The following is a 26,959-nucleotide window of genomic DNA, read 5'->3' as shown; positions in this document are numbered from 1 at the left end:
TCATAGCGATAATACAAAATATAATAAGGTCTATATAATTTTTTATGAAAAAGAGATTGACAGCGTTTTTTGCGTGTCTGTTCCTGATTGTTGGAACAGCATTCGCTCAAAACAAAATCACAGGAACTGTTATTTCAAATGATGATGGCGAACCGATTATCGGTGCGTCAGTAATTATCAGTGGAACGAAGAATACAGGTACTTCTACTGATATTGATGGTAAGTTTACTATTATTGTTCCCCAGGGAAAGAAAATCAAGGTTTCTTACATTGGTATGAAAGAAACCACTGTTACGCCGAAGAACGGTATGACCATTACCTTGTATTCTGATGCTACAATGGTGGATGAGGTAGTGGTAACAGGTATGGTGAAACAGGATAAGCGCTTGTTTACTGGATCAGCTTCAAAAATTGATGCTGACAAAGCTAAGTTAAGCGGTTTGCCCGATGTTTCACGTTCACTGGAAGGCCGTGCAGCTGGTGTGTCCGTTCAAAATGTTAGCGGTACTTTCGGTACAGCGCCCAAAATCCGCATACGTGGTGCAACCTCTATCTATGGTAACTCTAAACCTCTTTGGGTGGTTGATGGTGTCATCATGGAGGATGTTACAGACGTGAGTGCTGACGACCTGTCTTCTGGTGATGCCAATACGCTGATTTCAAGTGCTATTGCAGGTTTGAACTCTGATGATATTGAGACTTTCGATATTCTGAAGGATGGTAGTGCCACCTCTATATATGGTGCCCGCGCTATGGCTGGTGTGATTGTTATCACAACCAAGAAAGGACGTTCCGGACAAGCTCGCATCAATTACACTGGTGAATACACAATGCGTCTGAAACCGAGCTATTCCACCTTTAACATCATGAACTCTCAGGATCAGATGTCTATTTATCAGGAAATGCTGCAGAAGGGTTACCTGAACTATGCTGAGACATCTAATGCTGCCTCAAGCGGTATATATGGTAAGATGTACCAGCTTTTCTCTGAGTATGACCGAACCTCAGGACAATTCGGTTTGGCAAATACTGCAGAGGCTCGTGCAAACTATCTCCGTCAGGCTGAGTTCCGCAACACCGACTGGTTCGACATTCTGTTCTCGAACAGCATTCAGCACAACCATTCGGTGAGCATCTCTACTGGTACGGACAAGTCACAGACCTACGCTTCGGTAAGTGCCATGTTCGATCCAGGATGGACTAAGCAGTCTAAGGTTGAGCGCTATACGGCTAATTTGAACAACACGTTCAATATTTCAAAGAAGCTGACCTTCAATATGATTGCGAACTCTAGTTATCGTAAGCAGCGTGCTCCAGGTACCCTGTCATCAGAAGTTGACGTTGTTTCTGGTGAGGTACATCGTTCATTTGACATCAACCCGTATTCATACGCTTTGAATACCTCGCGTGCACTAGATGAGAACACGTTCTACACTCGCAACTATGCACCATTCAATATTCTGCATGAGTTGGACAACAACTACATTGACCTCAGCGTGTTTGACATGCGCGTTCAGGGCGAGTTAAAGTACAAGCCGGTTCGCCAGTTAGAGTTTTCTGTACTGGGTGCTTATAAGTTCAACCAGTCAACTATGAACCATCAGATTATGGACGAAGCCAACCAGGCTCAGGCATACCGTTCTATGGCCACTACAACCATACGTAATGCCAACCCGTTCCTCTATACTGATCCGGACGACATTTTTGCCTTGCCAGTGAGCGTACTTCCTTATGGTGGTATCTACAACAAATCGACCAACAACATGAATGCATGGGATTTCCGTACTACTGCCAGCTATAACAACGCTTTTGCCAACGATACGCATATCGTAAACCTCTATGGCGGTATAGAAGTGAACAACATTGACCGTTCTTCAGACTGGTTCCGTGGCTGGGGTATGCAGTACAGTCTTGGTGAGATTGCCAACTACGCCTATCAAGTATTCAAGAAAGGTGCAGAGGACAACTCCGATTACTTCACTCTGAACAATACCCATGAGCGCCGCGCCGCTTTCTTCGGAACTGCTACATATTCTTATAAGGGACGCTATACACTGAATGGTACCGTACGTTACGAAGGTACTAATAAATTAGGTAAGAGCCGCGATGCCCGTTGGCTGCCCACTTGGAACGTATCAGCTGCATGGAATGCTCACGAAGAGCCTTGGTTTAACAAAGTTTTCAAGGATGTGTTGAGTCATGCTACATTCAAGGCTTCTTATTCACTAACTGCAGAGAGTGGCCCATCATGGGTTACCAACTCACTGCCTGTTATCAGCAGCTATAACCCCTGGCGTCCTTCTGCCGGTCTTCGCGAAAGCGGACTTCAGGAGTCTGACCGTGCCAATGGTGATTTGACCTTTGAAAAGAAACATGAGTTGAACCTCGGCTTACAGTTAGGATTCCTCAATAACCGTATCAACTTTGAGTTTGACTGGTATAAGCGTAACAACTATGATCTGATTGGTATTGTCAATACTCAGATGGGTGGAATGAAATACGGTAACGTAGCATCTATGAAGTCTAATGGTGTGGAATTGAGTATCAACACCACCAACATCAAGACCAAGGACTTCACATGGAGCACCAACATTATTTATTCACATACCCACAATGAGGTTACTGAGTTGGAGAATAACCAGCGCGTTATTGACTTAGTTAGCGGCTCTGGTTTCGCACTGGAAGGGTACCCCGTACGTTCGTTGTTCTCTATTCCCTTCATGGGTCTGAACAATGAAGGTCTGCCAACCTTCCTTGATCAGGATGGCAATATCACTACCACGGGTATCTATTTCCAGACACAGGACAAGGAAAAACTGGGATTCCTGGAATATAGCGGTAGTGTTGATCCCACTGATGTCGGTTCTTTTGGCAACAACTTCCGATATAAGGGCATTACGCTTAATGTGTTTGTCACCTATTCATTTGGCAACGTCGTACGTCTTGATCCAGTATTCAAGAACAGATATAATGACCTGAATTCAATGCCTAGGGAATATGCTAACCGTTGGATGGTTCCTGGCGATGAGGCGACGACAACAATTCCTGTCATCGCATCTTCACGTCAGAACCGCAACGACATTAGTCTGAGCTATGCATACAATGCCTACAACTATTCTACCGAACGTATTGCAAAAGGTGACTTCATTCGTATGAAGGAAGTTTCTTTAGGATACGATTTCCCTCAGAACCTTGTTAGCAAACTCAGCCTGAATAGTCTGTCGTTGAAGTTGCAGGCCACCAACCTCTTCCTCATCTATGCTGACAAGAAACTGAACGGTCAGGATCCTGAGTTCTTCAATACAGGTGGTGTAGCAGTGCCTCTGCCCAAGCAGTTCACACTGACATTGCGCTTTGGACTCTAATTCATAATTATTAGCATTAAGATTTAAGAAATAAGAACATTATGAAAAAATATATAGGACTATTATTCATTACAGCGAGCATGGGACTGACCTCTTGCGATGATTTCCTTGACAAGCTGCCGGATAATCGTACAGAGGCAAACACAGAGGAGAAGATTCAGAAGCTGCTGGTGTCAGCCTATCCTACTCACGACCATATGGCATTTACAGAATATGGTAGCGACAATGTTGACGATATGGGTGCCAACAATCCTAACACTGAGCGTATTCTGGACGAGATGTACACTTGGACGGATATCACAGAAACAGACAACCAGGACCCTGAGCGTTACTGGATGGATTTGTACCAGTGTATTGAGACAGCCAACATGGCACTTGAAGGCATTGAGTCTATGGGGGGCGCCACAACACCTTCACTCCGTGAGGCACAGGCTGAAGCATTGCTATGCCGTGCTTACGCTCACTTCATGCTGGTAAATGTCTTTGCCACACATTACGACGCAAACAACTCATCAGCTCTCGGCGTATCTTATGTCACAGAGACTGAAAAAGAACTGAACCCCAAATATCAGCGTGAAACAGTACATGAGAACTATGCACATATTGCTGCTGATTTGGAGATAGCTCTTCCCAATGTGGGAGACAGCTATTATACTGTTCCCAAATATCATTTCAACAAAAATGCAGCTTATGCCTTTGCAACTCGTTTCTATCTGTATTACGAGAAGTATGACAAGGCTATTGAGTATGCAAACAAAGTTCTCGGCACTAACCCTGCCTCAATGTTACGTGACTGGGCTGTATTGAATGACATGCCTGACGGATCAGATTTCCAGCAGTCACCTACCACCAACCACGTCATTGAAGCCACACTGAACTGCAATCTTCTGTTATTGACCTCCTACTCAGCACAGGGTATCTATTTTGGTGGATTCTCAACAGGTCATCGCTATTCTCATAGCGAATATCTTGGACAGAACGAGACCATTAGTGCTTTGGCTGGTATATGGGAAGGCGACTACACAACGTTTGCCATGCAAGTTAAGCGCTACTCAGGTTCTAACATGAACGCCTGGTCGCAATGGCGTATGCCTTATCTCTTCGAGTACACTGATCCTGTAGCTCAAATTGGTTACGGTCATACAGTCTATAATGCATTCACCGGCGACGAAGTACTGCTCAACCGTGCTGAGGCCTATGCTTTGACTGGTGATTATGACAAGGCTGTTGCCGACCTACAGGTATGGATTCGTAACACAAGCAAAAAGAAAGGCTATGTGCTGACGATTGATCGTATCAATGAATATATCGGTGGTCTGCCCTATGCATATGATGATGCGCAGAACACGCCTAAGGGCGACATCAAGTCATCATTGAAGAAGCACCTGAATCCTAAGTTCACAATTGACAAAGAGGGTTCTACACAGGAGAATATTATCCAACTGGTACTGGCTTGCCGCCGTTACGAGACACTGCACGAAGGCAAGCGTTGGTTCGACATAAAGCGCTGGGGAATTGAGATTCCTCGTCGTGTGATGAATGCCGCTGGTAATCCTGATCACATCAAAGACTGGCTGACTGTCGATGACCCACGTCGTGCCATTCAGATTCCACAAAAGGTTCGTGAGGCTGGTTATACGCCAAATCCACGAAAAGACAATGCAGGTAATGCAGCAGTTAATCACCTTTAATAGAAGACACCTATGAAAAAGAATATTTTATTTATACTGCCTGTTGTCATCATGGCATTAGGACTGGTCTCCTGCTCTAACGACGAGATCAAGTCAGAGAGTGTCATTTCTGTAGACAACTATATCCCCAATGAGTTCGACCTCTGGTTGGAGGAGAACTATCGCAATCCCTATAACATTGACTTCAAATACCGTTATGAGGAGATTGAGAGTGACTTGAACTACTACACCGTACCAGCTACTTATGAGGCCTCAGTAAAGATGGCCCATCTGGTGAAGTATCTCTGCGTAGAGACCTACAATGAGGTTGCTGGTATTGAGTTTACCCGTTCTCAGTTCCCCAAGATGTTCTTCCTGATTGGAGAATGGGAATACAGGAATAACGGTTCATACATTCTGGGTACTGCCGAGGGAGGTCGCAAGATTCTGTTGTCAGGTCTGACCTACCTGAATCCTATTTTGGCAGGAGAGAAAGAGTCTGGTGATTTCGCCTTTGAATTTGGCAACGATGTGGCTGAGAACTTGAACCACTATTATATCAAGACCATTCACCACGAGTTTACACATATTCTGAACCAGACTAAGGATTATCCGACAGCCTTCCGTCAGGTAACTCCCAGTTCATACGTCAGTGACAGCCAGTTCTCTGAGCCTTATCTCTCGGCATATCTGAAGCGTGGTTTCATTAGTGCCTATGCACAGACCAACACGGCAGAGGACTTTGCAGAGATGGTGTCAGTATATGTCACACACTCACCTGAATGGTGGGAAGCACAGATGAAAGCTGCTGAGGCTAAATGGGAAGAAGATGCCGACCAGACACAGACCGGTCGTGTCCTCATCGAGCAAAAGCTGGACATCACCCGTGACTATATGCATACGGTATGGAATATCGACCTTGACGAGTTGCGTGACTGCATTCTCCGTCGCCAACTTGATATTACCAGCGGTAAAATTGATCTTACCGACCTGACATTGAGCAGTAAAAAAGCATCTAACTAAAAAAGAAGGAGAACTCATAATGAACAAGAATAAAATATCATATCTGCTATTGATGATGTCCGTACTGTTGATGTCATCTTGCCTGAAGAATCAGGATGATGTCTTTGAAAAGTCGGCTTCTATCCGCTCTATGGAATATCTGGATAATGCCCGAAAAGTACTGACAAGCGCAGAAAACGGATGGGTGATGAACTACTATCCGGACAACTTGCAAGGCATTGGTGGATTCAGCTATGTGTTGAAATTCACAGACAGCCAGGTGTCTGCCTATTTCGTCAATGGTGACTACGACAGCAGTAGCCAGCCTATCGCTGAGACCAGCACATACTCCATGACTAACGAGGATGGTCCCTGTATTTCCTTTGACACCTACAACAAGTACCTGCACTATTATGCTACTCCATCGGCCGGTGAATATGAGGCCAAAGGTGGTGATTTCATCTTCATTATCATGAACATCAGTGAAGACAAGAACACCATTACCTTGAAGGGCAACCGCTCAGGCAACGAGATTGTTCTCTATCGTAATCAGACAACACCTGCACAGTATATCACAGAGTGCAAAAAGGTTATAGACGGTCAACTCTATGAGACTTTTGTCAAGGATGACGTGACCATGGAACTCGACTTAGAGACTCAGCAGGCCTCCATTACTATCGGTGAAGAGACCAAGTCAACAGCCTATGTACTGACCAACAAAGGTCTGAAACTCTATAAGACTATCACCATTGGTCAGCGCACTTTCGACAGCTTTACCTATGATGCCAGCAAAAACACGTACACTACCGATGACAGTGAGGCAAGCGTATTGGTGGGCAAACTGCCCGACGGATGGCGTTCGTATGAAGACCTGGCAGGCAAGTACTATGTGGGCACAGCTGAAAACGCCCATATCTGTACCATTACAGCTAACGGCGACGGTTCAAGTTATACCATCAAGAATCTCGACGACGCCGTAGAGGGCACAGTAACGGCTTACTATAAGTACACCAAGGGTTCGTTTGTCATTTCTCCACAGTCCATGGGAATGTTTAACAACACCTACTACGTTTGGCTCATCGCTGTTGGCGACAATGCCATGGCGTGGGACCCAAACATTCAGTTCAAGGGTAAGAACAGTGCCACCACCCCACTGACCATCACCTTCGCTGGTGGTGAATACAATGAGTTGTGGACCTATGCCTTTACTGACAATCCCCCAACAGGTGACGGACGTGCCGGATACTTAACACAGTTTGAGTCACCGTTCACCCTTGTTAGAGTAGAATAAATGGTATAACCCTAAGAAACACTATCACATATGAAAAAGATATTCTGTTTTCTCGTATTGCTGGCAGGTATTACTTCGATAATGTCCTGTGGCGAAGATGACGCAACATACGACGGCATTGAAGCACTGACCATCACCAAGGCCGACGTTTTGTTCGGCGCAGACGGTGGTGAGGGCAGCATTATTGCCAGCACCTCAACGGTAAAAGCGGCGACTGATGCCAAATGGATTACTCTGTCAGCCGATGGATCTACCGTAACCGTAAAGGCACAACCGAATGCCTCAATGGAAGCACGCTCAGCCAAGATTGTTCTTACTGCTGACGATGGTAAAACAGCTAACGTTACAGCAACTCAGCATGGACTGCTACTTGCTCTCAATGCTAAAGATGCATATCTCTTCGATATGTCAATGAATGAATCTGCAATTATTCCTGACAAGAGTAACATTATCTTCAATTTTGAAGTCTCTGATGATTGGATTCACATAGAAAAAGTGGATGAGGGCTACTCCGTTAGTGTAGATCCCAATGAGAGTGGCAACTACCGTCATGGTAGCATCAAGCTGTCGTTTGAAGCGGCTCAATTCAAAAAGACCATTAATATCGCCCAATGGGGTGCCAATTTGCCTTTCACCTCTCTCACCAAGGCAACCTATGAAGATGAGGCTGGTAACAAGTATCAGAAAGACATCACTGTGGTTGCAGATAACGCGAAAGAGAACACCTATCTTATTAAAGGGCTAATGGCCGAAGGGGACCTTTCGATTACTTATAACGCAAGTACCAAGAATATGGTGGAGTACTATGTTCCGGCAGGATACTCACCTGGTAATTTGACAGAAGACGAAACGACATACACGCTGCGTTGTCTGATGAGCGCATATAACGTCAATACAGGCAACCGCCACTACCCCACTGCCGTTACTACTCAGGCCACGAATGCCTACCGTATGGCATTTGAGTGGCAGGTCGATGAGAACGCAATGCCTATATTAAACTATGTACGCAACAACGCATTAGCGGCTACCTATAGTACAGATGGCATTATTGTCTGCAAGTTCAGTAGTCCTACAGGTGCATCACAAGGTGCCAGAAAAGGAATTGCTTATGAATTCTTGAATCTAAAATTTACATATTAATTAACTAAGGTCATTAACTTTTTAAAAAGAATGCTTATGAAAAAGTTTTTACTTATGCTTGTAGCTGTGATGGTAGCAGTTACATCATTTGCACAGCTGAAGGAGCGCATGCAGGTTTCTTCATTACAGCAGTTTGCAAAACCGCAATTGGAGCGTACAGTTACTCCCATGAAGTACACTGGTAAGATTCAAAACAAGCCGCAGGTGTTCAAAAAATCTACCCCTCGTCGCGCATTAGCTTCCGCCAGCGAATTGGAAGGTGAGTATATTGCATGCTCATATCAGTACTATATGGAACAAGATGAAGAAACTGAAGAATCCCAGTTAGTACCTGCAACTATTAGTCGTAAGGGTATTCCTGCACGTATTGAAGCAACTGGTAATAACACCATCAATATTTATGGCATTAACAGCAATGCTTATTATACAGACTTACCCATTTCAGCAACTGTTGACCTTGAAACGGGAGCCATTACGATAGCCGCAGGCCAGACATTATGGAGCCACGAAACCTATGGTGACTTTACTATGTTTAATATGGAAAGTGAAACAGGTACTGATGCGTTTACGGGCACCGCTAACGAAGACGGTACTATAAGTATCGACCAGCTTTGGGCTGAAGCCTATGGCACAGGGGATAATTTTGGTATCAATGGTGCTATGAATGGTACATTCCTTGCTCCTGTAAATGGCTCTATGAGCTATACGACTGCTGAAGTTGACGCGGAAACTGGGGAACCAACCGGTAACCGTAACGAGGTAACTCAAAACTGTTTTATCTCACAGAGCGAAGATGCCAAGTCTGTTACCGTATGGAATTTCCATAACTTTGATCTTGGTGAGGTCGTAGATATTGCAATTGAGGCAGACAAGACTTTCTCTATTGCTGGTGGTAAGCAGACTGTGTACTACAATAGCAATTACGGATATTTCACATTGTGGGGCTTTGACGGTCAGTATCTTGATGATTTGTATGGAAAAGTGGAAGGTACTCAGCTGAAAGCCGAAATTGGCATGGCAATCTATCTGTCAGGCGTTGGAGGATGGACCTTCCCCGAAGACATCTTTACAATCGAGCTCACTGACGGTTCAGAATTTGCCATTCCTGAGGCAGAGACTGGCGAACTCGTAACATTGCCAGAGGGACTCACACCTGTTGAATATCCATTCAGTTTCTCTATCTATGTAGGAAACGAGCGTCAGGACATGACTTCTAAGGCAAAAATCGCAAAATTGGAGAATGATTTTTATTTCCAAGGACTTGACATTCAAATTCCAGAAGCATGGGTAAAGGGTACATACGATGCAGAAAAGGGTACTATCACCGTTCCTGTAACCTATACAGGCGCTTATGAAGGCACTCCGCACTTCTTTGCAGGCTATGGTGGCGAAGATGGTCCTAAAGAGCTTACTCTTGACTATGATGCAGATGCTGACACTTATTCCTACTCTGCAACTATCATGATCTATAAGGGTTCTGAGACCACTCAGTATGCATATTACTACAATGGACTGTTCCTCGGAACAAAGCCATCTCCAACAACTGCTCCTGAGAACCTTGTTACTACCGACATGCCTTTCAAGGGTAACTATGGTACACAGAATGCTCAAGAGCCAACAGAAGTAACAGGAACTGTTAAGGTTGGTCGCGACGGTGATGATTTGTATATTCAGAATTTGTTCGCTACAGAAATTCCAGGAAGCTGGCTGAAAGGTACTTTCACCACCATCGAGAATAAGCAGTATGTTGTATTCCCCATGAACCAGTATGTTGGTGACCTGTCAAACGGTCTGAGTGCATATCTTACCGGCTATATGTCAAATGGCGAAGGAACTGACGGCAAAGTTACTGACGTTTATTTCCTGTATAACGCTGAAGATAACTATTATACAGCTGTTACTCCTGTAATCCTGACTCGCTTTAAGAGCAGCAGTAATTATACCGCTTACTACGCAGCAGGTATGACAATTGGTGACGCTCCTTCTGCCATTAGCGACATTAAGACTGTTAAGAACGATGACAATGCATGGTACAACCTGAATGGCGTACGCATTGCACAGCCCACTCAGAAGGGTCTGTACATCCATAACGGCAAGAAGTTCATCGTTCGCTAATCGATACTACACTGTTTAAAATATCCCACCCAGGAATCTATCTGGTTCGTCAGGGTGATACAACAAAGAAAGTGGCGGTCAAATGACCGCCACTTTCTTTATATCCTTATGTATGGTAATGATTATTTACCGATAAACTTGTTAATCAATGCCAGACATTTCTCTCTGTTCACAGGTTTTGCCAGGAAATCATTGCAACCGGCTTTTAATGCCAACTGACGGTCACTGTCGAAAGCGTTGGCTGTCAATGCAATAACAGGCAATTCTGGATGAGCATCTTTGATCTGCTGAGTAGCGGTCAAACCATCCATGACGGGCATCTTAATATCCATCAGTACTAGGTCAAATCCACCTTCGTTCACCATGTCCACAGCCTCCTGACCGTTCTTTGCACGTTTGAATTCATAATCGCGTTTGAGGATATAAGTCATCAGGATGTAGTTGCTGTCATTGTCTTCTGCTACAAGGATTGTCTTCATTGTCAAAGTATATTTATGATATTCTATTCGTTAATTAGTTACAAAAGTACACCTTTTCTTCTAAAATCATTTGTTTTGATTATACTTTTTAACTAATTTTGCACGAGATGACTTACAAAAAATAAAACTTATCAAACCAAAATTGCTAACAAAACAATGAAATTTAGACTTATTTCGTGCTCGCTTGCCTTATCGGCTCTGCTTTCTGTTCATGCCCAGCAAGTGATGGATGTGAATACAAAAAAGATGGGTGCTTCCGTTTCGCCTACTATGTATGGACTGTTTTTCGAAGATATCAACTATGCTGCCGATGGCGGTCTGTATGCAGAATTAGTGAAGAACCGCTCGTTCGAGTTCCCGAATCGTCTCACTGGATGGGATATCTCTGGCAAGGTGACTGTGATGAACGATGGTCCTTTTGACAAGAATCCCCATTATGTTCGTTTGGCTCCCTCTGGTCATAGTGACAAGCACACCATGATTGAGAATCATGGATTTTTCGGTATCGGCGTGAAAGCTGGTGAAGAATATCGTTTCTCGGTATGGGCCCGTGTGGTTGAAGGCGGTAGCGCAAAACTGTATATCGATCTCGTTGACAATGCAACCATGAGCGACGATCAGAAAATAGGTAGTGGCAGTGTTGACGTGAGCGGTAAGGAGTGGAAGAAATATACCACCGTCATCAAGGCGAAGAAATCATTTGCTAAAGCTCATTTGCGCGTATGGGGCAGCAACAAGGCTACTACCGATATTGAACACGTGAGCCTTTTCCCTGTGAAAACCTATAAAGGCCGTGAGAACGGACTTCGTCAAGACCTTGCACAGGCATTGGAAGATGTGCATCCTGGAGTGTTCCGCTTCCCTGGCGGCTGTATCGTAGAAGGTACTGACCTTGCAACTCGCTATCAATGGAAAAATACTGTGGGACCTGTAGAAAACCGTCCTCTCAATGAGAACCGTTGGCACTACACCTTTACCCATCGCTATTTCCCTGACTATTTCCAGACCTATGGCTTGGGCTTTTTCGAATTTTTCCAACTGTGTGAAGATATCAAGGCCGAACCTCTGCCCGTGCTTAGCGTAGGCCTGGCTTGTCAGTTCCAGAATCGTAAGGAGAGCGACCATGCTGCTATGGACGAACTGAAACCATTTATTGACGACTGTCTCGACCTTATTGAGTTTGCTAACGGTCCAGTTGACTCTAAATGGGGCAAACTGCGTGCCGATATGGGCCATCCGGAGCCCTTCAATATGAAATATATCGGTATTGGCAACGAGCAGTGGGATGCTCCCTATTTTGAGCGTTTGAAGCCTTTTGTGGCTGCTGTTCGTGCAAAATATCCCAATATCAAGATTGTGGGCACCAGCGGTCCCGATTCTGAAGGAAAGATGTTTGACAAAGGCTGGGTAGCCATGAAAGAACAGAAGGCCGACTTGGTAGATGAACATTTCTATCGTCCTGAAGCTTGGTTCTTGGGTACTGGCGATCGTAAGAAATGGCCAAATTGTGGTGCTCTTCGCTATGACAGCTACGACCGCAAAGGACCGAAAGTTTTTGCCGGTGAATATGCCTGTCACGGCGCTGGTAAAAAGTGGAACCACTATGAAACTTCGCTCTATGAGGCAGCCTTTATGACCGGTATTGAGCGCAATGCTGATATCGTTGAGATGGCTACCTATGCACCCCTCTTTGCTCATGTTGAAGGCTGGCAGTGGCGTCCTGATATGATCTGGTATGACAACACTCGTATGTTCAAGTCGGTAAGTTACTATGTTCAGCAGATGTATGCCATGAACAAGGGTACTAACGTACTGAAACTTACCACTAAGGATCCTGCAGATCCCAAAGGAAAGAAAGCTATCCCTGTTGCCGGACAAGATGGACTGAACGGTCTATTCGCATCGTCTGTGTATGATAAGACTACTGGCGAGGTGATTATTAAAGTGGTGAACACTTCCAAAGAGGCTCAGCCCGTGAGCATCAACCTGCTGGATATGACAGGTGAGCGTACTGCCGAGACATTGACCTTGCAGCATAGCGGATCGATGGACGATGAGAATACTCTTAGCAATCCCAATAAGATTGTACCTGTGAGCAGCACCGTCAATTGTACTACAACTGGCAAGAAAAAGCAGACTGTGCTGAACGATAATCTTCCTGCCATGTCGTTCCGTCTGTATAAGGTAAAAAAGTAATTGTCCATATATTTTACCATGCTATGACGCCATTGTCTCATCGAGGCAATGGCGTTAATCATTCCTCCTTTTGCAGAGAATATAAATAATATTTGTATATTTGCACCTAATTAATAATAAAGTATTATGAAGAAGATTATCGTTTGGAGTTTGTTCGGACTGTTGATGGTTATAATAGTGGCTACCATCGGTGGTGGGGTCTATATGTTGGATTATTCTCTTTCACCTACTCAGAATCGAACAGATACCACAGCTCGTTTCCATAGATTGTTCGAGCAATATCCGGAAACTCGACCTTGGGTGGACAGTCTGCGACAAGTTGAGGCTCTAAAGGATACATTCGTGACAATGCCAACGGGTGAGCGGCATCATGCATTTTTCGTTAATAGGGGAAGCAACAGAACTGCGCTCATCTTGCATGGTTGGCGGAATTGCAGCATCGACTTCTTGTTCCTGGCACGTCTTTATGAAAAAGAGTTGGGCTACAATGTTGTGGTTCCCGACATCCATGCTCACGGCTTGAGTGATGGCGATGCCATTCAGATGGGATGGCTTGACAGAAAGGATATGCTAAGATGGCTTTCTATCTTCAGCGCTGATACGATGGTAGTGCATGGCGTGTCAATGGGTGGTGCTACAACGATGATGCTGTCGGCAGAAGCAATGCCAAAAGCTGTCAAGGATATTCGTTTTGTAGATGATTGCGGATACACAAGCGTTTGGGATGAGTTCGCAGGTGAACTGAGAAATCAGTTTGGCTTGCCAGCCTTCCCGCTGATGTACACTACCAGTATGCTGTGCAAATTGCGCTATGGGTGGAGCTTTGGTGAGGCATCTGCTTTGAATCAGGTGAAAAAGTGCCCATATCCCATGCTTTTTATTCATGGCAGTAGCGACACCTTTGTACCCACTGAAATGGTGCATCGACTGTATGCTGCTAAGCCTTCCAACAAAGAATTGTGGATCACAGAAGGGGCAGAGCATGCGTTGTCTTATAAATTGTATAAAGACGATTACCTTCAGAAAATCAAAGACTTTTGTAACCGTTGAAGTAACAAAAAGTGGGCATTCTTGCGTGAATGATGTTTTTTTTTCGTACTTTTGCAACAAATTGTGCTAAATAGAATAACAATGGCCGTTGCAAATATAGTCAACCAAGATAAGAAACTGCGTCAGTTCTCGTTTGAAGTATTGCCGCCTTTGAAAGGAATGGGCACCGAGAAACTTTTTTCTGACATAGAAAAATTGTGCGCGCTGAATCCTGCTTTTATCAATATCACCACCCACCATTCTGAGTATGTATATAAAGATGTAGGCGAGGGACGCTTTGAGCGTCAGCGCGTTCGTCGTCGCCCAGGCACTATTGCCGTTGCGGCAGCTATTCAACAGCGCTTTGGAGTGCCGGTTCAGCCACACGTTATTTGTAGTGGTGCCACCATCGAGGATATTGAGTATGAATTGCTCGACCTGCAGTTCCTGGGTATTACCGACCTGCTATTGCTGCGAGGCGACAAGGCGAAAGAAGACTCGGTGTTCAAGCCAACACCTGGCGGACATACTCATACTACCGATCTGATTCGTCAGGTTCAGCGCTTCAACGAGGGCTTCTTTGCCGATGGTACACCTATCAAATGTCCTGGCGCAAAGTTCGATATAGGCGTGGCTTGTTATCCTGAAAAGCATGAAGAGGCTCCTAATCTGGAGCGCGACATGGAATATCTGCGTCAGAAACAGGAATTGGGCGCACAGTATGCAGTGACCCAGTTGTTCTACGACAATCAGAAATATTTTGACTTTGTCGATAAGGCACGTCAGATGGGCATCACCATTCCCATTATTCCTGGAATTAAACCGCTGGCCAAACTGAGTCAGTTGACGGTGGTGCCAAAGACATTCCATTGTGATATCCCCGAGTCGTTAGCGCGTGAGATAGTGAAGTGCAAAACAGATGAAGATGCTAAACGGTTAGGCATTAAGTGGACTGTTCAGCAGTGCCGCGAACTTTATGAACACGGTATCAACGATATTCATTTCTATACCATCGGAGCAGTTGATTCAGTGGTGGAAATCGTGAGAGAATTGAGAGTACAATGACATTTAATGAGGTTATAGGACAAGAAGAGGTGAAGCAGCGCCTAATGCAGATGGTGAGTGAAGACCGTCTGCCTCATGCCATTATGCTGTGCGGACCGCAGGGCGTAGGCAAAAAGGCACTTGCCACAGCTTTCGCTTGCTGTCTCTTGGGTAATTCATCCCAAAGTGGCGCAGAATCTCCTATGCTCCAAAAGCTGGAACATCCCGATCTTCATTTCACTTTCCCCACTATCAAACTACCTTCCATGGGTAGTGAGCACATGCCGGTGAGCGACGATTTCATCAGCGAATGGCGCGAACTGATGTTGAAGAGTCCTTATTTCTCGATGGATGAATGGATGACGGCTATCGGAGCCGCCAATCAGCAGGCTATTATTACGGCAGGCGAAAGTGATGAACTGGTAAGAAAACTCTCACTCAAATCAAGTCAGGGCGGCTATAAGGTGTCGGTAGTATGGTTGCCTGAGCGTATGAACATAGCCTGTGCCAACAAATTACTGAAACTGATTGAGGAACCACCCACACAGACGGTGTTCATCATGGTGTGTGAAGAACCCGACAAGTTGTTGGAAACCATTCGCAGCCGTGTACAGCGCATCGATGTGAAGCGTATAGACAATGAAGCTATAAGAAAGGCATTGGTGGAGTACCGCGGTATCAGTGAGGATGCTGCACAGCGTATAGCCCGATTGGCTAACGGCAGTTGGCAGAAAGCAATAGAGGAGTTGCAGGTAGGCTCGGAAAACGAAACGTTCCTGGATTTGTTTATCCAGCTGATGCGACTGGCCTATCAGCGTAAGGTGAAAGACCTGCGCAAGTGGAGCGAGGTGGTGGCTGCGTACGGACGAGAAAAACAGAAACGCTTCCTCGTGTATTTCCTACGCATGATCAGAGAGAATTTTATGTACAATTTTCAAAATCCTGAATTGCGCTATATGACACAGCAGGAAGAGAATTTTGCCCGTAATTTCGCACGATTCATCAACGAAGCCAATGTGTTGCCTATCTATGACTTGACCAACAAGGCAATTCGCGACATTGGTCAAAATGCCAATGGTAAGGTGGTATTCTTTGACTTTGCTTTGCAGATGATCGTATTGCTGATTCAGAAATAAACTATTTGAACAATATACTATACATATTATAATATATATATAGAAGATGGAAGACAAACAGAAGACATACGAGATACGTACAGGTTGCGACCGCGGACTGTGTTGCGCAGCTATTGGTCGTCAGGATCGTCAGTTGAATACTTACGATTGGTTGGCCGATGTGCCTGGCAATGCAGAATCAACTGATTTGGTTGAGGTACAGTTCAAGCATACGCGTAAGGGCTACTACCATAATGTGAACGGTCTGCCACTGAAGAAAGGCGATGTTGTGGCCGTTGAGGCTTCTCCCGGACATGATATCGGCGTGGTGACACTGACTGGTAGGTTAGTGAAACTGCAGATTAAGAAAGCTAATCTGAAGTCGGCCGATGATATCAAGCGTATTTATCGACTTGCTCGTCAGGTGGATATGGATAAATATCGTGAGGCAAAGGCACGCGAGCATGAAACAATGATTGAGAGCCGCGAGATTGCCAAACGTCTGGGGCTGCAAATGAAAATTGGCGATGTAGAGTATCAGGGCGACGGTCAGAAGGCTATCTTCTACTATATTGCCGATGAGCGAGTAGATTTCCGCCAACTGATTAAAGACTTGGCAGCAGCTTTCCATGTGCGCATTGAAATGAAACAGATTGGTGCACGTCAGGAGGCAGGACGTATTGGCGGTACGGGACCTTGCGGACGCGAGTTGTGTTGTGCCACATGGATGAAGAATTTCGTTTCTGTTTCTACTGGTGCTGCCCGATATCAGGATATTTCGCTCAATCCACAGAAACTTGCTGGTATGTGTGCCAAGCTGAAGTGCTGTCTGAATTATGAGGTTGATGACTATATAGAAGCCGGAAAGCGTTTCCCCTCTCACGAGATTGTGTTGCAGACGCTGGATTCCGATTACTATATGTTCAAGAAGGATATCTTGGCTGGAGTCATTACTTATAGTACCGACAAGCGTTTGGCTGCCAATCTGGAAACAATAACTGCTGAGCGTGCTAAGGAGATCATCGAGATGAACCGTAAGGGTGAAAAGCCGGAATCACTCCATAGCGAGGATCGTCCCAAGCAGCAAGAAGGTCCTGTCGATTTGTTGGCAGGCGACAGCATTACTCGTTTCGATAAGGCAAAGAAGAAAAAGAAGAAGAAACCTCAGGGCGGACAAAATGCTCAGCGGCCACAGAACAATCAAGACGCATCCAAGAGTCAGGAAGGTGCTCAGGGACAGGATGGTCATAAGGGGCACGAAGCACCAAGAAATCAAGATGGTCCGAAGGGCCAGCCTCGAAAGAAAAGAAATAAACCTCAGGAACCAAGAAAAGATGAGCCGAAAGAAGCATAGTCTTTTCTTACTATTCATGAGTCTTACGGTTGCACTGATTTTTGGCAGTTGTAACCGTAAGACTATCTATAGCCATTATGAGCACACTCCAGTTGACGGGTGGGGATGGGAACAGATAGACACGCTCTACTTTGACATTCCTTCATTGGCGCAGGATGGTGCATATAGCGAAGAGATCGGGCTGCGTTGTAACACTTCCTATCCTTTTCAGGAACTGGCACTGATTATTCTACAGGAAGTGCTTCCGGAAGGCCGCCAACTATGCGATACCGTGACTTTCCGAATTACCGACGACAATGGATTCTATCAAGGTCAGGGTGTATATCACTATCATTACTCAATGCCGTTGTCAGACTTGATACTACACAAAGGCGATTCCCTTCATGTGGCTGTTTGTCATATTATGCGCCGAAAGAATGTAACGGGAATTGCCGATGTAGGTCTTACGCTTCAGCGGAAATAAGAAAGCTTTTTTTAGAACCTATTCATGTTCCTGCCTGCGTCAATTCGTAGGAAGATGAATAGCAAGAAGGTAAAGCCCCATAATGATGAACCGCCATACGAGAAGAACGGAAGGGGAATACCGATTACTGGCGTAAGCCCCAATACCATACCTACATTGATGAATACGTGGAACAGGAAGATGGACAGCACGCAATAGCCGTAAACACGTCCGAACGTTCCTATCTGTCGTTCAGCCAAATGAATGAGCCTTAATATCAATGCGAGGAAAAGTAGCAATACCGATGCAGCCCCCAGAAATCCCTCTTCTTCGCCTACGGTACAGAAAATGAAGTCTGTATCTTGTTCGGGAACATATTTCAGTTTCGTCTGTGTGCCGTTCAGAAATCCTTTGCCTTCCAGTCCGCCAGAGCCAATCGCTATTTCACTTTGGTGCACGTTATATCCAGCTCCTCTTAAGTCTTCTTCCAGTCCTAAAAGAACGTTGATACGGGTGCGCTGATGGGCTTCCAGAATATTGTCCATGGCATAGTCGGTCATGTTATAGAACAGAACCGAACCCAGTGCAAACAAGGCTATCCATGTGTAGTTCTGGATACGTGAGTTGAATGCTTCCCATAGTAGGTAAACTGCCAGCACTACTGTGATGCCTGTCTGTATCCAGAACATGTTGAACGGGATTACATAGACAGAAAGAAGTAGACAAAGAAATGTCAGTCCCATGCTATAGCCTAACAGGTTCAGCGCCTTTTCTTCCTGATGGCAGAAAATCCATACCATGGATATTGAGAAAATCTGTATGAGCAGTAATACAATGAACGAACCTACAGAGGTAGGCGTCTCAAACAACATTACTTCATCAAATCGCAGACCTACCACAAAATAGATGACCATCGCTACTCCGGTGAATAGGATACTTCCCGTCATGCCTTCACGGTAAAGCATGAGGAAGAAACTTAGATAGACCAGTGCCGAACCTGTTTCGCGCTGCATCACGATGAAGAGCATAGGGGTGAGGATGATGGCAATGGTCTGGACGAAGTGCTTCCAGTTCTTTATATTGTAATTGTATTTACTCATGAATTTTGCCAATGCCAGTGCAGTGGCAAACTTGGCAAACTCTGCCGGTTGGAGTCGGAGCGGGCCTAATACCAGCCACGACCTGGAGCCTTTGATGGAGTGGGGATTGAAAATAGTAGCAAAGAGCAACAAGAGCAATATGGCGAAAATGACATAGGCAAAGGTGTCGTAGTAGCTGTCGTCAAGCAGTAGCAGCGTAAGTGCCAGCATCAGTGAGGTGCCTATCCATACAATCTGCATGCCAGAACGGGTTGACAAAGAAAAGAGGTCGGTATCGCCATAGGTGTAACTGGCTCCGCACACACTGAGCCATCCGAAGACGAGCAGGGCCACGTAGATGAAAATCGTCCACCAGTCAAGTGAGCGAAGTACGCCGCGTTCTTTATTACTACTACCTACTGTCCGTGCCATAGTTAATTCGTTTTTCCTGAATAGACTGTGCCTTGGCTTCTGAAGCTTCCGACAGTTTGCCATGCAGATATTGTTCCATGAGCAAACCGCCGATAGGCACACCGTAGGTGGCGCCCCAACCACCATTCTCTACATATACGGCAATCGCTATCTTCGGGTCGTTCATCGGAGCAAAGCCCATAAACACCGAGTGGTCATGACCGCGGTTCTGAGCTGTTCCTGTCTTGCCGCATGCCTCGAAATCGTAATGGGCCAGTGCACTGCAAGTGCCGCCAAGTGCTGAAGCGCGCATTCCTTGAACCACATAGTCGTAGGCTTCACGCTTGGCCATTGTATAGTGTCGCTTGGTGTAGAGGGTGTCGAGGGGCTCGCCCTGCACTTTCTTCACCACGTGAGGAGTGATGTAATAGCCTCGGTTGGCAATCGTAGCACCGAGGTTGGCTATCTGGAGCGGTGTGAGGTTTACCTCGCCCTGTCCGATAGAGATGGAGATAATGGTCAATGCATTCCACGATCCTTTATAGGCTTTGTCGTAGAACTGCGCATTGGGAATAAGACCGCGCTTCTCGCCGGGAAGGTCGATACCCAGACGGTAGCCAAATCCCATGGATACCATATAGTCGCGCCATACGTTCATTGCATTTTGTACTGAACCGTATTTCTTATTGCTTATCATGTAGTAGAGTCCCCAGCAAAAGAAACCGTTGCACGATGTACTCAGAGCGGGAACCAAAGGCAGAGGCGATCCGTGACCGTGACAACCCACGCGCAGACCTTTGAATACAAAGCCGTGATAGCAAGGGTAGGACGTCTGTGGGGTAATGATGCCTTCACTCAGGAAAGTCAGTCCTTGCGAGGTCTTGAAGGTAGAGCCCGGTGGATATTGGCCCATGATACTTCTGTTCAGCAGCGGTTTCCATGTGTCGCGACTTAGCTCGCGATGACTCTTCGAACGTTTGCGGCCCACCATCATTCTCGGATCGTAGGAAGGAGAACTGATCATACAGAGCACCTCACCCGTCTTTGGCTCAATAGCAACAATACTTCCTATCTTGCCTTCCATGAGTCGTTCACCAAGTGCCTGAAGTTTATAGTCGATACCCAGCGTTAAATCTTTGCCAGGTATAGGACGACGGTCGAGTTCACCATTCTTATAACTTCCCTTGATACGGCCGTGGGCATCGCGAAGCAAAATCTGTACACCTTTCTCGCCACGTAGCTGTTTCTCATAACTGCGTTCAACACCCAGCTTTCCGATATAGTCGCCAGGCTGGTAATAATCGTCTGCCTCAATATCGTCTGGCGACACTTCAGCCACATCGCCCAATACATGAGCGCCATAGGGATATTGATACTGGCGGATGCTACGGCGTTGGATGTAGAAACCGGGAAAACGATACATCTTTTCCTGAAACACGGAGAAGTCCTTGTCGCTGAGCTGACTCATGAACATCTGTTCTGTGAAACGGGAATAGCCGGGATTGCGCGAACGGTCCTTAATGGTTTCCATACGGCTGTCGAACTCCATGCGTGTGATACCAAGAGCCTCACAGAATTCAAGCGTGTCCAGATGGTCCTTGGCTTCGTTCATCACTACCATCACGTCGTAAGCGGGCTGATTGTACACCAGCAACTGGTCGTTACGGTCACGGATAACACCTCGAGAGGGGTATTCGACTTTCTTTAGGAAAGCATTTGAGTCGGCATTCTTCTTATAGTCGTCACTCATCAGCTGGAGAACAAACAGTCGGATGATATAGACCGCAACAATGAGTACGGCCACACCACCAATCACGTATTTACGGTTTTCCAGTGAGTAGTCTTTCACTTTCGGATATTTTCGAGTGTGAGAATCAGCAGAATAGTGAGAATGGCGCTACCCGTTACACACTGAAGCCACTGAAGCCAGTTAAAAAAGGTAAAGGCCTCAAGTGTGAAGAAGGTGACACAGAATATGACAGTGAGAATAGAAGTGAATGATGCAAACTTATCCCATCCAAGTGTGTGGGCGGAAGGTATGATGTTGTCATCGGCATCACGTGGCAGGAAAAGTTCCAGCAGGTAGGGTTGCAGTGCTGCTATCAGGGTGAGCGATGCACAGGCCAGACCTGGCGTGTTAGAGAACATATCGACCACCAAGCCCATACAGAAACTCCACAGCAACATGCCCCATTTCGGGTAGCTGCGAGGAAACATCAGCACAAAATAAATATACAAGAAAGGCATTCCGCAACCAAAGAGTAGTATGCGGTTGAATACCAGTGCCTGTGTCAGTCCGAGCAGGAAGAAGAGCAGTAGTCGTTTCAGTGTGTCGATGTTCATAGACTTTTCGTTCCTTATTCTTTTATAGGCATCAGCATCAGCGAATCGTTGGTGGCCTCATTGAGGCGCATGCGTTCTACCATGGTGCTGTCATTGATAACGCATACATCGCGTAATCGGGCAAAGTCGGTTGACAATCCTATCTGCAGTCTGTAGGAGAGTCCGTCTTTTGAATTGAAGATTTTCTCTATCTTACCTACAGCAACACCATGGGGAAAGATGCTGGAATAACCACTTGTCTCAACCCAGTCGCCACGTTTGAACTTGGCATGGCGGGGCATATCTTCAACATAGGCTTTCGTAGGATCGCCACCTGTCCATGTGAGATAGCCGAAATAGTCTCTTCCGCGGATGGAACAACTGATGCGCGAACGCTTGTTCAAGGCTGGAATTACTACTGAGTAGTGGGAACTTGTCAGGTAAACGACACCCACAACACCTGAACCGCAAATCACGCCCATGTCAGGTCTTATACCGTTGGAACTGCCTTTGTCGATAGTGATCAGATTCTCCGAGTTCGTCACTGAGTTTGCTATCACCTTAGCAGGAATCAGGTGAAGTTCTCTCATTACGCTGTCCATACCAGGAGTGTAGCTTTTTGTACCATTGTCGGCAACCTCTTTGTCGGTCAGTTGTTGGCGCAAATAGTCCAACTCATGTTCCAGTGCGATGTTTCTTTGGGTGAGTATCGCATTCTGGTCTGTGAGCGAAAAGAAATGCTCTACGCCTGATTGCCATTCATAGACTTTGCCTGCGAAAGCGTTGGCCGAAGAAACCCATACGCTTCCCTGATAACTGTTGTAACTGAATATCATGACAACACTGACTGCCTCCAAAATGATGAAGAGCAGCCAGTGGAAATGATTTTCGATAAACGACCAGAGATTGTCCATGAATAACAAATTCAGAACTCAGAGTTTTATCGCATCAGGAATGAGAAGCGATCCACATTCTTCAATGCAATGCCAGCACCCTTTGCCACTGAGTGCAAGGGATCTTCGGGCACGTGGAACTGAATGTTGATTTTGTCTTCCAGACGCTTGTCTAATCCGCGCAGCAAAGCGCCGCCACCACTGAGGTAGATACCGTTCTTTACAATGTCGGCATACAGTTCGGGTGGTGTATTCTCAAGTGCTGAGAGCACAGCATTCTCAATCTTGGCAACGGTCTTGTCCAGACAGTGGGCTATTTCCTGATAGCAGACAGGCACTTCCATGGGCAGTGCGGTGATACGGTTAGGACCATGTACGATATAATCTTCAGGAGCATCATCGCCAAGGTCAGTAAGTGCAGAGCCTACGTGAATCTTAATACGCTCGGCCATGCGCTCAGACACCTTTACATTGTGCTGACGGCTCATGTATTCCTGAATATCGGCAGTCAAATCGTCACCTGCAGTACGAATAGAGTTGTTCGATACGATGCCACCCAGCGAGATAACTGCAATCTCGGTAGAACCACCACCAATGTCAACAATCATGTTGCCTTCAGGAGCTTCTACGTCAATACCTATACCAATAGCAGCTGCCATTGGCTCGAAAATCAGGTAAACATCGCGGCCATCGGCATGCTCGGCTGAGTCGCGTACAGCACGCAACTCCACTTCAGTAGAACCGCTGGGTACACCGATTACCATACGCAATGATGGTGAAAAGAAATGACGTCCGGTGTGAACCATCTTAATCAGACCACGCATCATCTGCTCACAGGCAGAGAAGTCGGCAATCACACCGTCGCGCAAAGGACGGATGGTGCGGATATTGTCGTGAGTTTTCTCATACATCATCTTGGCCTTCTCGCCTACGGCAATCATCTTGTCGGTACGACGGTCCAGAGCAACGACAGATGGCTCGTCAACCACAATCTTATCGTCGCAGATGATAATAGTGTTTGCTGTGCCAAGGTCCATGGCCAGCTCTTGTCGGAAACTGAAAAATCCCATTCTGATTATTTATTAGCAAACCAAGTGTGAATTGCAGTATCATAGTGCGAACTTACACCGAAGGCGCGTGTTGCAAACATGCGACGGTCTTCGATATCGGTCTGGGCACCTTTCTTGTTCAGGATGTCAAGCAATACGCTATATTCAGCTTTAGAGGGTACAATCACTACATCTTTGAAGTTCTTTGCTCCTGCACGGATCAATGAAATACCGCCGATGTCAATCTTCTCGATGATGTCGGCTTCAGATGCACCGCTGGCAACGGTCTGCTCGAAAGGATAGAGGTCAACGATGACAAGATCAATTTCAGGAATCTCATACTTGGCCATCTGTTCACGGTCGCCTTCATTGTCGCGACGGCCCAAGATTCCTCCGAATACTTTGGGGTGAAGAGTCTTTACACGGCCACCAAGGATAGAAGGGTAGGTGGTAACGTCTTCAACTTTCTGACATTCGTAGCCCAGAGATTCGATGAAGGTCTGAGTACCGCCAGTAGATAAGAATTTAACACCCTCTTCGTTCAATTTCTTGAGTAAGTCGTCCAATCCGTCCTTGTGGAATACTGAAATGAGTGCAGTCTTGATTTTCTTTGCGTCTGCCATTTTTTTTGTATTTTTATAACGTTATAATAATGTGTCGAACTTTAGGGCTGCAAAGTTACAAAAAAACAGATAGAATAACATCAAATGGAATGCACTTTTTGTTCTTTTTACCTTATTTTATGTGTTGTGTCAAGACCGTTTGTGACGATTCTCGCGCTTTTTGAATAAAAATCCAGAAGAATAAGTATGAAAAGTGCGGAATAAAACTTGTAGAAACAAAAAAAGTTGTACCTTTGCACTCCGTTAAAGGTAAATTATTACCGACCTAATAAATTCTAAATTTTTTTGTAATTTTTCTATGTTCAAGAGTTTTACAGGATTTCACCTCGTAGAGACCTATCATAAGTTGCGTCAGGAGGAGAAATACCAACCCGGGAAAGTATTCAAGAAGTCTTTCCAAGCATTCATTGTCCTCTTTGTTACACTTCTGTTGTGGAATCTTCCTACTTCGGCATTTGGTATTGATGGACTTAACATTGTTCAACAACGTATTATCGCTATTTTTGCTTTTGCCACACTGATGTGGGTGATGGAAGTGGTTTCTTCGTGGGCCACATCGGTTGCCATTATTGTGTTGATGCTCCTGTTTACTTCAAATAGTGGTGTCAATTTCATGTGTGATGAAGAGGTGGTTGGCCCATTGCTTAGCTATAAGGGCATCATGTCGTGCTTTGCCGACCCCGTGATTATGCTCTTTATCGGTGGATTTGTCTTGGCTATTGCAGCCACCAAGACCGGTCTTGATGCCCAGTTGGCAAAAGTACTTCTGAAGCCTTTCGGAACCAAAAGTGAGAATGTGCTTTTGGGTTTCCTTTTGATCACCGCATTGTTCTCAATGTTTGTTAGTAATACTGCTACGGCAGCCATGATGCTCACCTTCCTTACTCCTGTGTTCAAGCAGTTGCCTCCCGAGGGTAAAGGCCGTATTGCCATGGCATTGAGCATTCCTATAGCAGCAAACTTGGGTGGTATGGGTACTCCTATTGGTACACCTCCTAATGCTATTGCTCTGAAATATCTGAACGATCCAGAAGGCTTGAACCTCGGTTTGGGCTTCGGTGAGTGGATGATGTTTATGGTGCCTTTGGTAGCTGTGCTGATTTTTATTGGCTGGTGGCTGCTGAGAATCATGTTCCCCTTCTCACAGAAAACTGTAGAACTGGAAATCGAGGGTGAGATGAAGAAAAATACCCAGACTTACATCGTGATTATAACATTCATCATCACTGTACTGCTCTGGATTTGTGAAAAATGGACTGGTATCAACTCTTATACTGTTGCCTTGGTACCTTTCGTGGTCTTTGCTTTGACCGGTATTATTACAAAATATGATCTGGAAGAAATCAACTGGTCTGTTATCTGGATGGTTGCCGGCGGTTTCGCCCTTGGATATGGCTTGAATGCTTCTGGTTTGGCCGAATTGGCTGTAAAGAGTATTCCTTTCGGCGACTTCTCCCCACTGATCATCCTGCTCATCTCAGGTGTAGTATGCTATCTGTTGAGTAACTTCATTTCAAACTCTGCAACAGCAGCCCTGCTCATGCCAATCCTTGCAGTGGTCTGCACGGCTATGGGCGACAAGCTGGCTCCTATTGGCGGTACTCCTACCGTTCTGATTGGTGTTGCCATCGCTGCATCGAGTGCCATGATTCTTCCTGTGTCAACTCCTCCCAATGCTTTGGCATTCTCTACCAACCTTGTTCATCAGAATGATATGGCCAAAACCGGTATCATCATAGGTATTATCTCTATGATATTGGGATATGGACTGCTCTATCTGATGGGATCACTTCAGATGATTTAAAAGGAACAGTAGATTTTTTTATTAAGATAGTAGTTTATGACAATTTCTATCATAGCAGCAGTGGCCCGTAACAGGGCCATTGGCTTTAATAACAAGTTGATTTACTGGCTGCCCAACGACCTGAAGCGTTTCAAGCAACTCACTACCGGTCATACGATAGTGATGGGGCGCCGCACGTTTGAGAGTCTGCCGAAAGGTGCACTGCCCAATCGCCGCAACTGTGTGTTGACCAAGAGTGTTGGCGAGTTGCCTGGCTGTGAGTGTTTCGCTTCGTGGGAAGATTTCGTCGCAACATGCAAGGCCGATGAGCATATATATATAATAGGTGGTGCAAGTCTTTACAGCTCATTGCTGGACAAGGCCGACCGCCTGTGCCTTACAGAGATTGCCGATACTCCCAAAGAGGCCGACACCTTTTTCCCCGACTATAGTGATTGGAAAGAAGTGTGGCGTGAAGACCACCAGACAGACGAGCGTCACGACTATCCTTATTCCTTCGTTGACTATGAGCGGTAGGCAGTAATTGCAGCGCTCAT

At 45.7% G+C, this 26,959-nt stretch carries 21 protein-coding genes; 14 read left to right on the top strand and 7 right to left on the bottom strand.

Annotation, left to right across the window (positions count from 1 at the left end; translation table 11 throughout):
- Positions 1-44: 44 nt before the first annotated feature.
- From L6475_RS10965 to L6475_RS10940, 6 genes are read left to right on the top strand one after another with little or no spacing between them, the layout of a single operon-like run.
- Positions 45-3,365, top strand: coding sequence for a SusC/RagA family TonB-linked outer membrane protein (locus L6475_RS10965; protein WP_237819983.1), 3,321 nt, complete (start codon positions 45-47; stop codon positions 3,363-3,365).
- Between the two features lie 41 nt (positions 3,366-3,406).
- The gene (locus tag L6475_RS10960) at positions 3,407-5,056 is read left to right on the top strand and encodes a RagB/SusD family nutrient uptake outer membrane protein (RefSeq protein ID WP_237819982.1); all 1,650 of its coding nucleotides are present in this window, start codon (positions 3,407-3,409) and stop codon (positions 5,054-5,056) included.
- A 12-nt stretch (positions 5,057-5,068) separates the two neighbouring features.
- Positions 5,069-6,058, top strand: coding sequence for a putative zinc-binding metallopeptidase (locus L6475_RS10955; protein WP_237819980.1), 990 nt, complete (start codon positions 5,069-5,071; stop codon positions 6,056-6,058).
- Between the two features lie 19 nt (positions 6,059-6,077).
- A complete protein-coding gene (locus tag L6475_RS10950) occupies positions 6,078-7,328 on the top strand; it encodes a DUF4302 domain-containing protein (RefSeq protein WP_237819978.1) in 1,251 nt (416 codons plus the stop codon).
- A 30-nt stretch (positions 7,329-7,358) separates the two neighbouring features.
- Complete coding sequence (locus L6475_RS10945; protein ID WP_237819976.1) at positions 7,359-8,468, top strand: BACON domain-containing protein; 1,110 nt, start codon at positions 7,359-7,361, stop codon at positions 8,466-8,468.
- Positions 8,469-8,504: 36 nt separating this feature from the next.
- Positions 8,505-10,583: a hypothetical protein gene (locus L6475_RS10940; protein ID WP_237819974.1), complete on the top strand. Its 2,079-nt coding sequence runs from the start codon at positions 8,505-8,507 to the stop codon at positions 10,581-10,583.
- 122 nt (positions 10,584-10,705) lie between these two features.
- Here L6475_RS10940 and L6475_RS10935 read toward each other — a convergent pair whose 3' ends face one another.
- Positions 10,706-11,062, bottom strand: coding sequence for a response regulator (locus L6475_RS10935; protein ID WP_237819971.1), 357 nt, complete (start codon positions 11,060-11,062; stop codon positions 10,706-10,708).
- Positions 11,063-11,218: 156 nt separating this feature from the next.
- Here L6475_RS10935 and L6475_RS10930 point away from each other — a divergent pair, with 156 nt between their 5' ends.
- The 6 genes from L6475_RS10930 to L6475_RS10905 all read left to right on the top strand — a co-directional run bounded on the left by L6475_RS10930 (position 11,219) and on the right by L6475_RS10905 (position 18,263).
- Positions 11,219-13,258, top strand: a complete 2,040-nt coding sequence (locus tag L6475_RS10930; protein ID WP_237819968.1) for an alpha-L-arabinofuranosidase C-terminal domain-containing protein — start codon at positions 11,219-11,221, stop codon at positions 13,256-13,258.
- 126 nt (positions 13,259-13,384) lie between these two features.
- Complete coding sequence (locus L6475_RS10925) at positions 13,385-14,308, top strand: alpha/beta hydrolase (protein ID WP_237819966.1); 924 nt, start codon at positions 13,385-13,387, stop codon at positions 14,306-14,308.
- Between the two features lie 81 nt (positions 14,309-14,389).
- Positions 14,390-15,352 (top strand): methylenetetrahydrofolate reductase [NAD(P)H], encoded by a 963-nt coding sequence (metF, locus tag L6475_RS10920; RefSeq protein WP_237819963.1) that lies wholly within the window; start codon positions 14,390-14,392, stop codon positions 15,350-15,352.
- Positions 15,349-16,467: an AAA family ATPase gene (locus L6475_RS10915; protein ID WP_237819960.1), complete on the top strand. Its 1,119-nt coding sequence runs from the start codon at positions 15,349-15,351 to the stop codon at positions 16,465-16,467. The genes metF and L6475_RS10915 overlap by 4 nt, the downstream gene beginning before the upstream one ends.
- Positions 16,468-16,513: 46 nt before the next feature.
- Positions 16,514-17,800, top strand: coding sequence for a regulatory iron-sulfur-containing complex subunit RicT (locus L6475_RS10910; RefSeq protein ID WP_237819957.1), 1,287 nt, complete (start codon positions 16,514-16,516; stop codon positions 17,798-17,800).
- Complete coding sequence (locus tag L6475_RS10905; protein ID WP_237819954.1) at positions 17,781-18,263, top strand: gliding motility lipoprotein GldH; 483 nt, start codon at positions 17,781-17,783, stop codon at positions 18,261-18,263. The genes L6475_RS10910 and L6475_RS10905 overlap by 20 nt, the downstream gene beginning before the upstream one ends.
- A gap of 11 nt (positions 18,264-18,274) precedes the next feature.
- Here L6475_RS10905 and rodA read toward each other — a convergent pair whose 3' ends face one another.
- The 6 genes from rodA to L6475_RS10875 are packed head-to-tail and all read right to left on the bottom strand — an operon-like array spanning position 18,275 to position 24,619.
- On the bottom strand, positions 18,275-19,753 hold the full coding sequence (gene rodA, locus L6475_RS10900; RefSeq protein ID WP_237819952.1) for a rod shape-determining protein RodA: 1,479 nt from the start codon (positions 19,751-19,753) through the stop codon (positions 18,275-18,277).
- Complete coding sequence (mrdA, locus tag L6475_RS10895) at positions 19,734-21,581, bottom strand: penicillin-binding protein 2 (RefSeq protein ID WP_237819949.1); 1,848 nt, start codon at positions 21,579-21,581, stop codon at positions 19,734-19,736. The genes rodA and mrdA overlap by 20 nt, the downstream gene beginning before the upstream one ends.
- Positions 21,578-22,075 carry a rod shape-determining protein MreD gene (gene mreD / locus L6475_RS10890; RefSeq protein WP_237819947.1) on the bottom strand — a complete coding sequence of 166 codons (498 nt, stop codon included), beginning with the start codon at positions 22,073-22,075 and terminating at the stop codon, positions 21,578-21,580. The genes mrdA and mreD overlap by 4 nt, the downstream gene beginning before the upstream one ends.
- Before the next feature lie 14 nt (positions 22,076-22,089).
- A complete protein-coding gene (gene mreC, locus L6475_RS10885; RefSeq protein ID WP_237819944.1) occupies positions 22,090-22,968 on the bottom strand; it encodes a rod shape-determining protein MreC in 879 nt (292 codons plus the stop codon).
- Positions 22,969-22,994: 26 nt separating this feature from the next.
- On the bottom strand, positions 22,995-24,017 hold the full coding sequence (locus L6475_RS10880) for a rod shape-determining protein (protein WP_237819941.1): 1,023 nt from the start codon (positions 24,015-24,017) through the stop codon (positions 22,995-22,997).
- 5 nt (positions 24,018-24,022) lie between these two features.
- On the bottom strand, positions 24,023-24,619 hold the full coding sequence (locus L6475_RS10875) for an IMP cyclohydrolase (RefSeq protein WP_237819940.1): 597 nt from the start codon (positions 24,617-24,619) through the stop codon (positions 24,023-24,025).
- Between the two features lie 298 nt (positions 24,620-24,917).
- On the opposite strand from L6475_RS10875, the gene L6475_RS10870 reads away from it, so the two are divergent.
- Both L6475_RS10870 and L6475_RS10865 read left to right on the top strand, forming a co-directional pair.
- Positions 24,918-26,423 carry a DASS family sodium-coupled anion symporter gene (locus tag L6475_RS10870; RefSeq protein WP_237819937.1) on the top strand — a complete coding sequence of 502 codons (1,506 nt, stop codon included), beginning with the start codon at positions 24,918-24,920 and terminating at the stop codon, positions 26,421-26,423.
- 36 nt (positions 26,424-26,459) lie between these two features.
- Entirely contained in the window at positions 26,460-26,939 is a 480-nt protein-coding gene (locus L6475_RS10865) for a dihydrofolate reductase (RefSeq protein ID WP_237819934.1), read from the top strand.
- Positions 26,940-26,959: the final 20 nt, after the last annotated feature.

The organism is Prevotella sp. E9-3 (assembly GCF_022024015.1).
Classification (GTDB): domain Bacteria; phylum Bacteroidota; class Bacteroidia; order Bacteroidales; family Bacteroidaceae; genus Prevotella.
This window is presented reverse-complemented; position numbering and strand designations above follow the sequence as displayed.

Excerpts from the sequence above, each read along its gene's own strand:
- L6475_RS10945 (WP_237819976.1), top strand. The coding sequence starts at position 7,359 with ATGAAAAAGATATTCTGTTTTCTCGTATTGCTGGCAGGTATTACTTCG.
- L6475_RS10910 (WP_237819957.1), top strand. The coding sequence starts at position 16,514 with ATGGAAGACAAACAGAAGACATACGAGATACGTACAGGTTGCGACCGC.
- L6475_RS10925 (WP_237819966.1), top strand. The coding sequence starts at position 13,385 with ATGAAGAAGATTATCGTTTGGAGTTTGTTCGGACTGTTGATGGTTATA.
- L6475_RS10905 (WP_237819954.1), top strand. The coding sequence starts at position 17,781 with ATGAGCCGAAAGAAGCATAGTCTTTTCTTACTATTCATGAGTCTTACG.
- L6475_RS10960 (WP_237819982.1), top strand. The coding sequence starts at position 3,407 with ATGAAAAAATATATAGGACTATTATTCATTACAGCGAGCATGGGACTG.
- L6475_RS10950 (WP_237819978.1), top strand. The coding sequence starts at position 6,078 with ATGAACAAGAATAAAATATCATATCTGCTATTGATGATGTCCGTACTG.
- L6475_RS10880 (WP_237819941.1), bottom strand. The coding sequence starts at position 24,017 with ATGGGATTTTTCAGTTTCCGACAAGAGCTGGCCATGGACCTTGGCACA.
- L6475_RS10865 (WP_237819934.1), top strand. The coding sequence starts at position 26,460 with ATGACAATTTCTATCATAGCAGCAGTGGCCCGTAACAGGGCCATTGGC.
- mreC (WP_237819944.1), bottom strand. The coding sequence starts at position 22,968 with ATGGACAATCTCTGGTCGTTTATCGAAAATCATTTCCACTGGCTGCTC.
- metF (WP_237819963.1), top strand. The coding sequence starts at position 14,390 with ATGGCCGTTGCAAATATAGTCAACCAAGATAAGAAACTGCGTCAGTTC.
- rodA (WP_237819952.1), bottom strand. The coding sequence starts at position 19,753 with ATGGCACGGACAGTAGGTAGTAGTAATAAAGAACGCGGCGTACTTCGC.
- L6475_RS10875 (WP_237819940.1), bottom strand. The coding sequence starts at position 24,619 with ATGGCAGACGCAAAGAAAATCAAGACTGCACTCATTTCAGTATTCCAC.
- L6475_RS10915 (WP_237819960.1), top strand. The coding sequence starts at position 15,349 with ATGACATTTAATGAGGTTATAGGACAAGAAGAGGTGAAGCAGCGCCTA.
- L6475_RS10870 (WP_237819937.1), top strand. The coding sequence starts at position 24,918 with ATGTTCAAGAGTTTTACAGGATTTCACCTCGTAGAGACCTATCATAAG.
- mreD (WP_237819947.1), bottom strand. The coding sequence starts at position 22,075 with ATGAACATCGACACACTGAAACGACTACTGCTCTTCTTCCTGCTCGGA.
- L6475_RS10930 (WP_237819968.1), top strand. The coding sequence starts at position 11,219 with ATGAAATTTAGACTTATTTCGTGCTCGCTTGCCTTATCGGCTCTGCTT.
- L6475_RS10935 (WP_237819971.1), bottom strand. The coding sequence starts at position 11,062 with ATGAAGACAATCCTTGTAGCAGAAGACAATGACAGCAACTACATCCTG.
- L6475_RS10940 (WP_237819974.1), top strand. The coding sequence starts at position 8,505 with ATGAAAAAGTTTTTACTTATGCTTGTAGCTGTGATGGTAGCAGTTACA.
- L6475_RS10955 (WP_237819980.1), top strand. The coding sequence starts at position 5,069 with ATGAAAAAGAATATTTTATTTATACTGCCTGTTGTCATCATGGCATTA.
- L6475_RS10965 (WP_237819983.1), top strand. The coding sequence starts at position 45 with ATGAAAAAGAGATTGACAGCGTTTTTTGCGTGTCTGTTCCTGATTGTT.